Annotated in this window: 12 protein-coding genes and 1 pseudogene; 7 read left to right on the top strand and 6 right to left on the bottom strand. The window is 60.3% G+C overall.

Annotated features, from left to right (window positions below; translation table 11 throughout):
* From VIW95_RS02070 to VIW95_RS02080, 3 genes and pseudogenes are all read right to left on the bottom strand, one after another.
* Positions 1-339, bottom strand: a pseudogene (locus VIW95_RS02070) (hypothetical protein); the annotation flags it as partial.
* A gap of 36 nt (positions 340-375) precedes the next feature.
* Positions 376-807: a nitroreductase family deazaflavin-dependent oxidoreductase gene (locus VIW95_RS02075; protein WP_331583530.1), complete on the bottom strand. Its 432-nt coding sequence runs from the start codon at positions 805-807 to the stop codon at positions 376-378.
* 267 nt (positions 808-1,074) lie between these two features.
* On the bottom strand, positions 1,075-2,484 hold the full coding sequence (locus VIW95_RS02080) for an amidase (protein WP_331583532.1): 1,410 nt from the start codon (positions 2,482-2,484) through the stop codon (positions 1,075-1,077).
* Positions 2,485-2,559: 75 nt separating this feature from the next.
* Between VIW95_RS02080 and VIW95_RS02085 the strand changes: the two genes are divergently transcribed.
* The 3 genes from VIW95_RS02085 to VIW95_RS02095 are packed head-to-tail and all read left to right on the top strand — an operon-like array spanning position 2,560 to position 4,670.
* Positions 2,560-2,727, top strand: a complete 168-nt coding sequence (locus VIW95_RS02085) for a hypothetical protein (protein WP_331583534.1) — start codon at positions 2,560-2,562, stop codon at positions 2,725-2,727.
* 30 nt (positions 2,728-2,757) lie between these two features.
* On the top strand, positions 2,758-3,450 hold the full coding sequence (locus VIW95_RS02090) for a TetR/AcrR family transcriptional regulator (protein ID WP_331583536.1): 693 nt from the start codon (positions 2,758-2,760) through the stop codon (positions 3,448-3,450).
* Positions 3,451-3,476: 26 nt separating this feature from the next.
* Positions 3,477-4,670 carry an LLM class flavin-dependent oxidoreductase gene (locus VIW95_RS02095; RefSeq protein ID WP_331583538.1) on the top strand — a complete coding sequence of 398 codons (1,194 nt, stop codon included), beginning with the start codon at positions 3,477-3,479 and terminating at the stop codon, positions 4,668-4,670.
* Between the two features lie 57 nt (positions 4,671-4,727).
* On the opposite strand, the gene VIW95_RS02100 is transcribed toward VIW95_RS02095, so the two are convergent.
* From VIW95_RS02100 to VIW95_RS02110, 3 genes are all read right to left on the bottom strand, one after another.
* On the bottom strand, positions 4,728-5,273 hold the full coding sequence (locus tag VIW95_RS02100) for a hypothetical protein (protein ID WP_331583540.1): 546 nt from the start codon (positions 5,271-5,273) through the stop codon (positions 4,728-4,730).
* Between the two features lie 106 nt (positions 5,274-5,379).
* Complete coding sequence (locus VIW95_RS02105; RefSeq protein WP_331583542.1) at positions 5,380-6,579, bottom strand: amidohydrolase family protein; 1,200 nt, start codon at positions 6,577-6,579, stop codon at positions 5,380-5,382.
* 38 nt (positions 6,580-6,617) lie between these two features.
* The gene (locus tag VIW95_RS02110; RefSeq protein WP_331583544.1) at positions 6,618-7,544 is read right to left on the bottom strand and encodes a cyclase family protein; all 927 of its coding nucleotides are present in this window, start codon (positions 7,542-7,544) and stop codon (positions 6,618-6,620) included.
* A 102-nt stretch (positions 7,545-7,646) separates the two neighbouring features.
* On the opposite strand from VIW95_RS02110, the gene VIW95_RS02115 reads away from it, so the two are divergent.
* The 4 genes from VIW95_RS02115 to VIW95_RS02130 all read left to right on the top strand — a co-directional run bounded on the left by VIW95_RS02115 (position 7,647) and on the right by VIW95_RS02130 (position 12,811).
* A complete protein-coding gene (locus VIW95_RS02115; RefSeq protein ID WP_331583546.1) occupies positions 7,647-9,167 on the top strand; it encodes a SagB/ThcOx family dehydrogenase in 1,521 nt (506 codons plus the stop codon).
* Between the two features lie 142 nt (positions 9,168-9,309).
* Complete coding sequence (locus tag VIW95_RS02120) at positions 9,310-10,314, top strand: sensor histidine kinase (RefSeq protein WP_331583548.1); 1,005 nt, start codon at positions 9,310-9,312, stop codon at positions 10,312-10,314.
* 13 nt (positions 10,315-10,327) lie between these two features.
* Positions 10,328-10,948 carry a response regulator transcription factor gene (locus VIW95_RS02125; RefSeq protein ID WP_331583550.1) on the top strand — a complete coding sequence of 207 codons (621 nt, stop codon included), beginning with the start codon at positions 10,328-10,330 and terminating at the stop codon, positions 10,946-10,948.
* Between the two features lie 306 nt (positions 10,949-11,254).
* The gene (locus tag VIW95_RS02130) at positions 11,255-12,811 is read left to right on the top strand and encodes an ammonium transporter (protein ID WP_331583552.1); all 1,557 of its coding nucleotides are present in this window, start codon (positions 11,255-11,257) and stop codon (positions 12,809-12,811) included.
* The last annotated feature ends 239 nt before the right edge of the window (positions 12,812-13,050 follow it).

Here is a 13,050-nt window from a genome sequence, read left to right on the forward strand (position 1 = left end):
GGCGCCGAAGCGCCTGGATTCGCGCGCGCGCAAGCGCTCCAGGCGAATAGCAATCGGGACGTACGAAAATATCACCGAATCGAAAAACGGAACGATGGGACTACCCCAGCTGTCGAGCGATCCGCTCAGTACCCAGTCCGATCGATCGAGGAACACTTCGCGCATCAGCCGCAGTCGATCGGCGACCTCGCGCATTTCGCGATAAGGCGGATTCGTTGGCCGCCAGAAATAATCGTCCGTGTCATGATGCGAGATCGCGAGCGCATCGGCCAACGCGCGGCCGAGACTTGTGACACCGGCGCCAGAAGCTCCCGTGATGTGGATGCGGCAAGTCTTCACGGTCTAACTACCCGTGCATCGCGATGACTCAGTCGATCACATCGGTTCCAGAACGATCACGGGAATCTGACGCGTGGTGGCCTTCTGATATTCGTTGAACGCCGGCATAAGCTTGGCCTGCGCGTCGAACAGGCGCTGACGTTCGGGATCCTTGGTAATAGTAGCCTTGGCCTGGAATTTTTGGGTGCCGATCTCAATTGTGGTCGTCGGATGAGCCTTGAGATTGTGGTACCAGGCCGGATGTGTTGGGAAGCCGCCCTTCGACGCGATTATCACGATTCGCGCGCCATCCCTCGTGTACACGAGCGGAGTGGTAAAGGGCTTGCCACTCTTCGCGCCGGTCGTCGTTAGCAGCAGCAGGGGCGCGTTGACGAACGGGCCACTGATCGCCTTGCCGCCGTTGGCGCGAAACTCCTTGATCAAGCCCTGGTTGAATTCGTGCATTGCTTTTTCATTGAACTCGGGCATGGTGGTCTCCTTTTTCTGCTTTCCCTCTCCCTGCAAGGGAGAGGATGAAGGTCAGGGTCCGGGTTAGGATGTCGCGTTCCGCGCAACCGATTATCCGCCTCGCCCGCCTCGGGAGAGGCCGCGCCGAAGGAGCGGGTGAGGGCTTTTACAGTGCGTTCTTTCCGCGCGGGATTCAAGATTCTTTTTCCGCAGATAACTGAGTATGCCGACTGGCAACCTAACCCCTAACCCCTTCCCATAGTGGGAAGGGGAACCGGATGAAAAAAATCAGATCTCGGGCCACTTGTTGTTCCACGGGCGCGCTTGTTCGTACGCGTACGACGCTTGCAGCACGAGATCTTCACGATGGCGCTCGGCCACGATTTGCAGTCCGCATGGCAGGCCAGCGTCGGTAAGGCCCGCGCGCACCGACGCGCCGGGGTGGCCGCTCATGTTGAACGGATACGTGAAAACGACGGCATCGAGCGGATTTTTCAGCGGTTTGCCGTTGATCTCGGTCGGCATCGGACCCTTGGCGGGAAACGCCTCGGTCGGGAGCACTGGACACAGCAGCAGGTCGAAGCGCTCAAATACGCGTCGGCACCAATCGTTGAACTCGCGGCGCCGCCGATACGCCGCACCCATGTGTTTCCACGTGACGCGAACCGCGCCCTCCGTGCCGGTAGCGAATGCGCGGCCGAAGTCATCGTGATGCTTGTCGAGCCATTCATGCAGCATCGCGTAACCCTGTCCCGCGCCGACTTGCATCCAGGCGCGGCCGGTGTCGGGCACCGGATCGTCGATAGTCGTCACGTCGTGGCCGAGGTCCTTGAAGACGGCGGCGGCTTTCGCAATTTCGCGCGCCACGTCGCTCTGCACGAGCTGGCCGAAGTCAGGATGAAACGCGATGCGAAGTTTTTTCGGCAGACCCTCGAGAATTGCCGCATAGGATATTCCCGGATGCGGCAGCGAGTCGGGATCGGCCGGGTGATACCCGACGACCGCGTCCATAAAGATCGCCGCGTCGCGCACGGTCCGCGTGATTGGACCGTGCACCGAGGTGTCGTTCCATCCTTGCATCCCGAACGTCGGATCGTTGGGAATTCTGCCGTAGTTCGGCTTCAGCCCGTAGCATCCGGTGTAACAGGCGGGGATTCGCACCGAGCCGCCTCCGTCGGAGCCGGTCGAAATCGGCACGACGCCGGCCGCGATAGCCGCCGACGTGCCGCCCGACGATCCGCCCGGCGTGCGCTCGAGATTCCACGGATTGCGCGTGGGCCCGAAGAGCAGGTTCTTGGTGAATGCGGTGTAGCCGAACTCGGGCGCGTTGGTCTTGCCGATCACGATCGCGCCGGCCGCCTTCAGCCGCGCGACCTGGATTGAATCGGACGTGGACAGGTTGTCCTTGAACGGCTTCGATCCATGGCTGTTCACCAGCCCGACCGTATCCTCCAGATCCTTGACGCCAAGCGGCAACCCGGCCAGCGTGCCGACCTTATCCCCGCGCGCGATCCTCTCATCAAGCGCGCGCGCCTCTTTCATCGCAGCGTCGGCGCGCAGCGCAACAAACGCATTGATCTTGGGATTAGTCTGTTCGATTCGCCTGATCGTCACGTCCATCAACTCGCTCGGCTTGAGTTCGCGCTTGCGAATCATCGCAGCGAGTTCATGCGCCGGCTTCCAGTACAGTTCGGTCATGGGCGGATACCTCCCCGGGCAGGACGGAGCTGTCAGGGAAACTTACTACGATGAGGGCGGAGTTATAAAGCGAAAATGGATTGTAGTACTCTGACGACCAGCCGATTCCTTAAGGAGCAGCGCGTCGTGGAAAAGATGCATTTTACCCGGATGGACCAGGGCAGCGACGAGGATTTTCAAATCCTGAAGCACGTCCATGAAAAGACGCTGGCCGAGCAAAAGCACTCTAGTTTGACTCCCTAACACACGTTAGATAGATTTTTGGCAGGCATAGTGAGAAGCGTTTCTAAATATTCGGGGGCGCGCGGCAGCGCGAAAGTCGTTGATCTGCGGCGGCCTACTGACACGCGCGATCGCGTGCTGCAGGTGGCGCAGGTCCTGTTTGCCGAGCGCGGTTATCGCGGCACCAGCCTGCGCGACATCGCCAAGAGAATCGGAATCAAGGCGCCTTCGCTCTTGCACCATTTTCCGTCGAAGCAGCAGCTCTACCTCGCGGTGCTCGACAAGATGTTCGAGAGTCTCGAGGACGCGGCCAACCGGATCGCGTGGGGGCGCGAAAGCCGGCAGGAGCGGATGCGCCAGGCGGTCGGCGACGCGCTCGATTTTATCGCGAGCCATCCGGATTTCGTGCGCATCATGTGGAAGGAGATGGCCGACGAAAGCGGAGTCGGGCGGCAAGTCCTCAAACGTCGGTTGCCGCCGCTGTTTTCCACCGCGGTGAATTTTATTTTTCGCGGACAACGCGACGGCGAATTCCGCGCCGAAGTCGATCCGTTGCATTTCATGTGGAGCCTGAACTCGATCACGATTGGCTACTTCACGACCGCGGCGATGATCCGGCGGCTGTGGAGCATGAACCTGCTCGAGCCCGCGATGATCGAGCGGCGCAAGCGCGAAGTGATCGACATGGTCGAGCGCACGCTGTTTACGACAGATGCACGGACACCCGAAAACACACGCGAATAGATACTGAAAAAACAGGTACTGAAAAAATGAAGTTGGGAACTTTTTATGAGCATCAGCTGCCGCGGCCGTGGAAAGAGGGCTCGGAGCTGAAGCTGTTCAAGGACGCGCTCGACCAGGTCGAGCTCGCGGATAAGCTTGGCATCGATCATTTGTGGGAAGTGGAGCATCACTTTCTCGAGGAATACGCGCATTCGTCGGCGCCGGAAATTTTTCTGGCGGCGGCCAGTCAGCGCACGAAGCAGATTCGGCTCGGTCACGGAATCACGCTGCTGCCGCCGGGATACAATCATCCGGCGCGCGTGGCAGAACGCATCGCGACGCTCGATTTGGTGAGCGGTGGACGCGTCGAGTTCGGCACCGGCGAATCATCGGCGGAGCTGGAACTGGGCGGATTCAACATTCCGCGCGCGGACAAACGCGAGATGTGGCAGGAGTCGCTCGGCGCGATTGCGCGGATGTTCGTCGAGGATCCTTTCCTGGGTCACGAGGGCAAGTACTTCTCGATGCCGGTGCGCAACGTGGTGCCGAAGCCGGTGCAGAAACCGCATCCGCCGCTGTGGGTCGCGTGCTCGCGGCGCGAGACGATTCACCTGGCGGCCAAGCTCGGAATCGGCGCGCTGACGTTCGCGTTCGTGTCGCCGGAAGAGGCGCGGCAGTGGGTAAACGACTACTACACGACGCTCGAGAACGAGTGCGAGCCGATCGGATACGCGATCAACGCGAACATCGCGATCGTCACCGGCTTCATGTGCGACGAGAACGCGGAGCTTGCGCACAAGATGGGCGAAGAGGGGCTGAAGTTTTTTTCCTACGCGCTCGGACATCATTATGCGTTCGGCAAGCACCAGCCGGGCAAGACCAACATCTGGAACAACTTCAAAGCAAGCCCGTTCACTTTGCCGGGCATGGACGGCACGAACTCATGCGTCGGATCGCCCGACCAGATTCGCACCCGCTTGCGCGAATTCGAGGAAGCGGGCGTCGACCAGGTCGTGTTCATCTCCCAGGCGGGCAACAACAAGCATGAGGACATCTGCTCGTCTCTCAACCTGTTCGCGGAAAAGGTGATGCCGGAGTTCAAGGAGCGCGAACAAAACCGCGCGCATCAGAAGGCCGAGCGCATGGCGCCGATTCTCGAGAAGGCGATGAAGCGCAAGCCCGAGCCGAAAATTCCGAAGCACGACGGACCCACCGTCGTGCAGGCCGGGATGCTGGTATAAATTCGCGACAACGGATGAAAGGCCGTCCCCGTGGGCGGCCTTTTTATTTTCGCGCCGTCAATCTTTGACCGGCTCCGTCGGCGCGGGGCCGACGCGGGTGAACGTCACCGGGAATCCATGGCAATCTTTTGGATTGACGAGTTCTTCGCGAAAATTACTCGCGTCGCTGACGATTATTCTTGCCTGAATCCATCGCGCCTGCAGGAATCCGTGCTCGGCGCAAATCTGATCGGCAATCACGATGCCCGGCACGTTTGGATCAAGTCTTCCCTTCCACACGACCTGACCCGGCGGAATACTTTTGTTGCCGTCAACGAGAGTCGCAATGTAATTGCGGCCGCGTAGCATCTGGTCGACGCCGATCACCACTCGCAGCGGACCGCCGGGATACGTGGCCATCCAGTTTCCATTGAGTAGCCGCGCTACGTTCATCGGCGGCGGAGGCGGCTGCTCGGGTGCGGGCGGAGGCACTGGCATCGACGGTCCCGATGATTGTTGGAACGACTGCGAATTGCAGGAGGAAGTCAGGCACGCGAACAGAAGCGCGAGCACCGCAACGAGGGCAGGCGAAGTTAGTGAGTAACGGCGGATCGGACGCGGCATAGATTCCTCCAGCGGACGGATGGTCGCAGAGTATAGACTGCGCTGCGGCGCAGCACACTATGCCGCGAGGGACGAGGGCAGCAGATCGAGCGGGCGTCGCCGCTAGCTACATGAGTTGGTAAGCCCGTGCGACGTTTTCGCCGAGGATGCCGCGGCGTCCCGACTCCTTCATCGGCGCGATCATGCCCTTCAACTCCTCGAGATAGTTTCCCGGATGATCGGGATGCGGATAGTCAGTCGCCCAGAAAAATTTATCCTCGCCGACAATTTGCATCATAGCCGCAATAGTACGTTCGTCGGGATCGGCTGAGATGTAGCACTGGCGCTTGAAGTAGTATGACGGCTTCTCTTTGAGCCGGACTGTCGCACCGAGCGTGGTGCCGTTGAAGATAGCGTCGCCGCGATCGAGGAAGTAACCGATCCATCCGGCCTGCGACTCGAGCACTACGACGCGCAATTTCGGAAAGCGATCGAAAACCCCCAACTGAAAGAACGTGCCGAACGCATGTTGCACGCCCTGGCCCGCGAACAGATCGAAGTACCACGCGGCCCAGCTGAAATTGTCGTAGCGATGGTGGATGCCGAAGCTGGCCGGCTCGAAGGTCGGATGTATCGCGAGCGGGACGCCCAGATCCTGCGCTGCGGCGAAGACCGCGTCGTGACGCGGGTCACCGTGCGGGACGCGGGTGATGGTGAACGGGCAGACGAACGCGCCTTTGCATCCGTCCTTGACCGCACGCTCGAGCTCGCGCGCCGCTTCGGCGGGATCGCCGAGCGACAGATGCGCAATCGGGATCAAGCGTCCGCCGGAGTCGCGGCAAAAATCGGCGATCCAGCGGTTGTAGGCGCGGCAGTATGCGGCTGAAAGCTCCGCGTCGAAAAGTTCGGCTTCCCACAGCAGGCCGATTGTAGGATAGAGAATCGATTTCGCCATCCCCTCCTTGTTCAGCAGCTCGAGGCGTTCCTTCATCACCATGGTTCCGAAAGCTGCCCCCTTGAGGTAAGTGTTCTCGGGTTTCGGCGCGAGCATCCGCACTTGTTCGGGCTTGGCGTCGCCGCGCATCGCGCTCTCGCGCAGCTTGCGCGCGTCCTCGACCTTCTTGCCCATGCCGCCGAGCGAGCCGAGCAGTCCCGGCGCCGTCATCTTGGCGCGCTTGCGATCTATTTCGAGATACTCGAAGCCGTCATCGCCGACGCGAATGCGCATCGCGCGCTCGCGATACTTTGGGTCGAGATACTTTTCCCAGAGATCGGGCGGTTCGAGGATATGTCCGTCGCAATCGATAATCAGTTCTTCGGTTTTCATAGTACTCACTCCCACACTGGTCATTAGTCACTGAGTAATCAGAAGATCGCGAGCGGATTTACCGGAGAAGCGGTGCCACGCTCTAGAATCAATGGAGCCATCGAGAACATGAACTCATTGCGGCCCAACTTTGCGCAAGTCGATGACACCGCGTCGAGGTCGGCGTTATCGATCAGATGTATGCCCATCGCGACCAGCGTGCCGACGTGAATCGGAAGCATGATACCGTCGTAGCCGCTCGGCGCGACGTCGCTGACTGCATCGCAGCCAAGCACCGCGATACGCCGCTCGTGGAGCCATGGCAGGCATGCGGCGTCGAGACCGGGGAGTCCGACGCGCATCGGGTCCCATCCACCTTTGACCTTGCGCATCGCGGCGCGGCCGGTGCGAATCATCAGCACATCGCCTTCCTCGACATGAACCTTTCGCGCTTTCTCGGCGGCGTCGAGATCCGCGGGCAGGATCTTTTCACGGGGTTCCATCCATTGGATCTTTTTAAGGAGAGGCAGGTCGAGCAGGACGCCGCGGCTGACGACACCGTCGCGAGTGACGTCGATCGCGCACTTCTTCGCGCCATGCGATCCTACTTCACTGGCGTCGAAGCCGTTGTACATTTTGTTGTTCCAGAAAACGTGACAGAGCGCGTCGAGATGAGTATTCGCCATTCCATGCGGCGCGATCGCGAAGTAGTCACCGGCGTAGGGCAGCGCCTGCTCGTGCGAGTCGTGGCCCGCCTGCACCATCAAGTGAGTCACGGGAGACGGATTGTCGGGCGCGGGAATTGTCGCGAGCGGCAGCGCCATCGAGACGCACTCGCCGGTTTGCACGAGGCGGGCGGCGGCCGCGCGTTTCTGATTGGTGATGAAGTTGAGCGCGCCGCGCTGGTCTTCCTTGCCCCAGCGTCCCCAGTTGCTGAGCTTCTCGAACATCCCTTTCACGTCCGAAGGCGTAAGTTTGTCCGCCATGATATTCTCTCCCGAAAAGCAGGGTGACTGGAAACCCGTATAGCACGTCCGGCGGCGACCCTGTCAATTTGAACGATCGGTATGTGTTCGCAGGAGTGAGAGTTGGGCAACGAGTACATCGAAGCGGCGCGCGTTTTTCACGAGATCACCAAGCATTCGTACACCAGCGTGCGTTCGTCGCCGCATTTTCTGGACTGGGACAACAAGCCGCTCCCGTACAAGATTTATCCAGGCGCCGCGTCGATCCCTTTGCCGCGCGATCTGAATCTTTCCCCGACGCCGGCGCTGGCCGCGCTGTCGTCGTACGTGCCGGCTGATTTTTCAGCGCCGATCGATACGGCCTCGCTCACGCGCATCCTGTTTTGTGCCGACGGCCTGACTCGACAGAAGCGGGTGGGCGACGACGACTATCATTTCCGCGCGGCGGCGTCGGCGGGTGCGTTATATCCAATCGAAATTTATCTGGCTGCGGGCAGTGTGGAGGGCCTCGAGACCGGCCTCTACCATTTTTCGCCGGCCGATTTGCGGATGGCGGGGCTGCGGCGGGGCGATTGGCGCAGCTATATCGCAGACGCGGCTGCTCGCCGGCCTTCGATCTTGCGCGCGCGTGCCGTGATCGCGATGTCGGCGATCTACTGGCGCAGCGAATGGAAATATCGCGCGCGCGCCTACCGCTACTGCTATTGGGACGCGGGCACGATTCTCGCCAATCTGCTCGCAGCGGCGGCCGCCGAGGAAATCTCCGCCGAGGTAATTACTGCGTTCGAGGATCCGGCGCTCGAACGATTGCTCGGAATCGATGGCGATCGCGAGGGCATGGTAGCGCTGGTCGCGCTCGGGCACACCGACGAACCGGCGGCGTCATCGCCCGCGGTCGAGCCATTGACGCTGGAGACGATTCCACTTTCGTCGAACGAGGTCGCGTACCCTGACCTGGTCAAGATGCATCGCGAGTCGCGGCTGGTTTCCGCCGATGAGGTCGCGGCGGTGCTCGGCGCGAAACTGGATTCAGCTCCAACTCGATCCTTGTCGAGCACGAACGCGCTTCATCTCGAAACCATAACGTCGGAAGAGTCCGCGGGACTTGGCGAGACGATTTTACGCCGCGGCTCGTCGCGCGCATTTGCCCAGGAAGCGATTGCCGCTGAAGAACTCGCGACGATCATGGCCGCTTCGAGCGAGCATCCGCAGGCCGACTTTCCGCCGTTGACCGACACTTATCTGATCGTCAACGCAGCCACTGGGATGGAACCCGGCGCGTACTACTACGACCGGCGGGCGCGCGCGTTCGAGCTGCTTAAACCGGGCAACTTCCGCGGTGAGGCCGGGTACCTGTGCCTTGAACAGCCGCTCGGGATGGATTGCTCAGCGCTCGTCGTTTACATGGCCGATCTCGAGCGCGCACTTCGAGCGTTCGGAAATCGCGGCTATGGCGCCGCGCATCTCGAGGCGGGAATTCTCGGCGGACGCGCATATCTCGCAGCGTACTCGCTCGGGCGCGGTGCGACCGGACTCACTTTTTACGACGACGACACGACCAAATTTTTCGAGCCGCACTCTGCTGGAAAAAGTCCTCTACTGATGGTCGCGCTAGGAGTTCCGAGCTCGCGGATGAAGTCTTAAGCAGCCGACTCCGTCCGGCTATGTTCACCTGATTCGATCTGGCTATTCTTTCGCAGAGGTTGATACCCGCATGAATCTGCCTGAGTTCCAGAATTTGGACTTGAGCATCGCTCGAGCCCGAATTGCTCTGTCGCTCATCGCGATGCTGTCCCTGTACGTCGATCCGAGCACCGCGGGTGGCCTGTTCCACCTGAACGCTTATGCGTTGACAACCCTGCTGTGCCATTTAGCGTACAGCGTGGGAATGTATGCCGCGCTCAGCCGCCGATATGCGGACTGGAATCTTCAGCTGCTTTCAACCTGCTTCGACCTGTTCTTCGCGACCGCGGTCGCATTTATAACTGAAGGGCAAACCAGCGCTTCGTACGTATTCTTTGTCTTCGCGATTATCGCCGCCGGAAACCGCGCCAAGTCGCGCCCGATAGCAACCGTGACGGTTTGCAGCGTCGCGCTCTACTTGCTGGTGATAATTCTGACCCAGGGAATTACCAGCGTTTACGATATGCGAGCGGTCTACCTTGCGATCGCAGGATATTTGATCGGCTTCTTCTCGCAGCAACGCGCGTTGTTTGAGGCCGAGGTACGCGAGCTCGAAACCCGCACCGAGCGACAATCGATCGCCCGCTCATTGCACGACGGCTACGTGCAGGCACTCGCCGGAGTAAATTTGCGCCTCGAGACCTGCCGCGCGCTGCTGAACCGGAATCGTCCGCAAGACGCGCTCACGGAAATCACCGATCTGCAAGCCGGCGTCGCGCGCGAGTACGACGCCGTCCGAATCTATCTGCGCTCTCTCGCCGGCATCGAACAAAGACCCGCCGCGGAATTCGCCGCGCGAACTTCTGATCCAAGCTTTGAAGTTCGAGCCGCGTTCAGTGGTGGCAGTCTCCTCGGCGAGCATATACTGCAGATCATGCTTGAAGGCCTCCGCAACTCCCGCAGCCATGGATTGGCGAACCTGGTAAGGATTGACGTGCGCGAGGTCGAGGACAAGGTTTCGATCACTATCGAGGACGATGGCGTCGGCTTGTCAGACTCGTCGTCGCGGCCATGGGCTATCGCCTCGAGAGTCGCGGAGCTGGAAGGGCACATGAGCATGCACAGCGACGGCAGCACGCGCTTGCAAATCGAGCTTCCTAACGGCTAGGCGCGCGACCCCGATGCGTCTCATCATCGCCGACGATCACGCTCTATTCCGCCAGGGCCTCAAGTCGCTGCTGCTGCTTCAACCCGACACCCAGGTCGTCGCTGAAATAGAATCGTCAGACGATGTAGCTCCGGTCGTTTCTGACAGCGACAGCGACATTCTTCTGCTCGATCTGCAGATGGACCGCTGGATGATGGAAGACATCCCGCAACTCAGCCACCTGACAAATGTGATCGTGCTGACTGCGAGCGAGAGCGCCGAAAACGGAGTTAGAGCTTTGCGGCTCGGCGCCAAGGGTGTTGTGCAGAAGCGATTCGCGATCGAGACCTTGATGATGGCGGTGCGCTCTGTCGCCGACGGCCTGGTCTGGATGCCGCCAACTGTCCAAACGGAATTTGCACGACAGGAAAGTTCGAGCGGCAAGGAATTGACACGGCGCGAGTGCGAAATTATCCGCTACGTCGCCTCTGGCATGAGGAATATAGAAGTCGGCGAACGGCTCTCGATAACCGAGAGCACAGTCAAAACTCACCTCGATAATATTTTTCAAAAACTCGGCTTGCGTGATCGTCTCGAACTCACGCATTACGCGATCAAGACAGGAATGGTCGCGGTGCTCGATCACAATCGTTGACCAGCGGTTCCGCTCGGCAGTGATGCACGTATGACAGGCATCGCCGGTCGATGAGGCATGGTCATTTTCAATCGAATTTCTCGCGTCAGCAAAAATAACTGCTAGTTGACGAAAATTTGAAACCTATGGTGGATCGCTCACTCCATCGATAGGTCTACAAATTGATTCATCGTCGGATGGACTCCCGATCATCCGCGTCGAGGCATACGTCTTGCTCCAAGAACAAGCGGCGCGATCATGCGTCCGTCGCGCCGCGCGGAGGCGCGCAGGCCAACGCCAAAAATCTACTTTGGAGGGAGACGATCGATGTACTCAGGAGCAACGGGATTGTGGGACAGAATCCGCGAGAGCTGGCGAGACCCGATGGTCCGCCGCAATGCGGGTTACCTGATGGCCGGCAAGATGATCGGGCTTGGGCTCGTACTTCTGCTGATTTCGAAATGGTACCTGCCTGCGACGGCCTACGCAGACGCTGCGCCGGCGCTGCCGCCACCGCAAGTCAACGCGATCAACACCGTCTGGACGCTGGTCGCCGCTTACCTGGTTTTCTGCATGCAGGTCGGCTTCGTCATGCTCGAGTCGGGATTCGCCCGTTCGCGTGAGACGGTAAACATCCTGGTCGAAGGAATCGCCGACACCTGCATCTGTGGCGTGACCTTCTGGTTGTGGGGCTTTGCCTTCATGTTCTGCCCGGGGACGCCGTGGATCGGCACCACCGGCTTCATGCTGCACGGCCTCGCGCCGACCTACGGCACCACCGGCGTGCCGCTGCTCGCGTACTGGGTCTTCCAGTATGCGTTCGCCGACACCTGCTCGACGGTCACCTCGGGCGCAATGATCGGTCGCTGCGACTTCATCGGCGACCTGCTCTACAGCGTCGGCGTGACAGGCTTCATCTACCCAATCATCGGACACTGGGCATGGGGTCCGGACGGATGGCTGGCGAATCTGAACCCGGTCAACTTCCACGACTTCGCGGGCTCGACGGTTGTGCACACGATCGGCGGGACGATCTCGCTGGCGGGCGCAATCGCCCTCGGACCTCGGCTCGGCCGCGTGTTCACACGTGATGGCGGTGAGCCGATGAAACCGCATGACCTTATCATCGGCGCAACCGGTGGACTCATCCTGTGGTTCGGATGGTACGGATTCAACCCGGGCAGCACGCTGTCCGCGATGGACGCCCAAGGCATCGGCCGCGTCTCGTTCAACACGACGATCGCCGCATGCTCGGCCGGCCTGACCTCGCTTTTTTACTCATACTACAAGGCCGGCAAATGGGATCTCGCGCTGACGGTTAACGGATTCCTGGCCGGCCTGGTCGCAATTACCTGCCCCTGCTACTGGGTCGATCCAGAAGGCGCGTTCCTGCTCGGAATCGGCGCTGGAATCGTAGTGGTCTGGGGCATCGACCTGCTCGAATACCTGCGCATCGATGATCCGATCGGTGCCGTCCCGGTGCATATGATCGCAGGAATCTGGGGCACGCTCTCGCTGGGGCTCTTCGCCGCCGGCAAGTACGGTGCTCCTACAGCGACCGGAGCGGACACCAGCAGCGTCGTGACCGGCCTCTTCTACGGCGGCGGCATGGGCGTGTTGAAAGCGCAAATGATCGGCAGCTTTTCGATCACGATCGCGACGTTCGTGGCCTCGATGGCCTTGATGTATGCGGTCAAGTACGGCTTCAGACTGCGCATTCCGACCGAGGGCGAAATCGAAGGGCTCGACCTGAGCGAGCACGGCTTCCCCGCATATCCGGAATACGTTGTCACCGGTGACGACGGTTGCCCGAAGTCGATCGACGATGTACCTGTCGGCAGACGCACCCTGGCACGGCCGTCCAAAGCCAGGAAGGTCGCTTAGGAATCTGCACGATGTGGACCGCAGCACGGAGACTTTACGGGAGTCATCCATGCGCACGGAACAAACGGGTCGGCCTCAGTCGGAATCAGCCACCGACTCGGGGCCGGCCCAGAGCTTAAAAAGTTGGGACCGGACGGTGATAAGCGCAGCGAAAAGATTTGCCACCTGCCTCGAGGCTTGCTGATGACTGCCTGATAAGCGGTTGCCTGTCGTTTAAGCAGACGCATTGCATTTTTCAT

Source organism: Binatus sp. (SeqCode), assembly GCF_036522015.1.
GTDB lineage: Bacteria > Desulfobacterota > Binatia > Binatales > Binataceae > Binatus.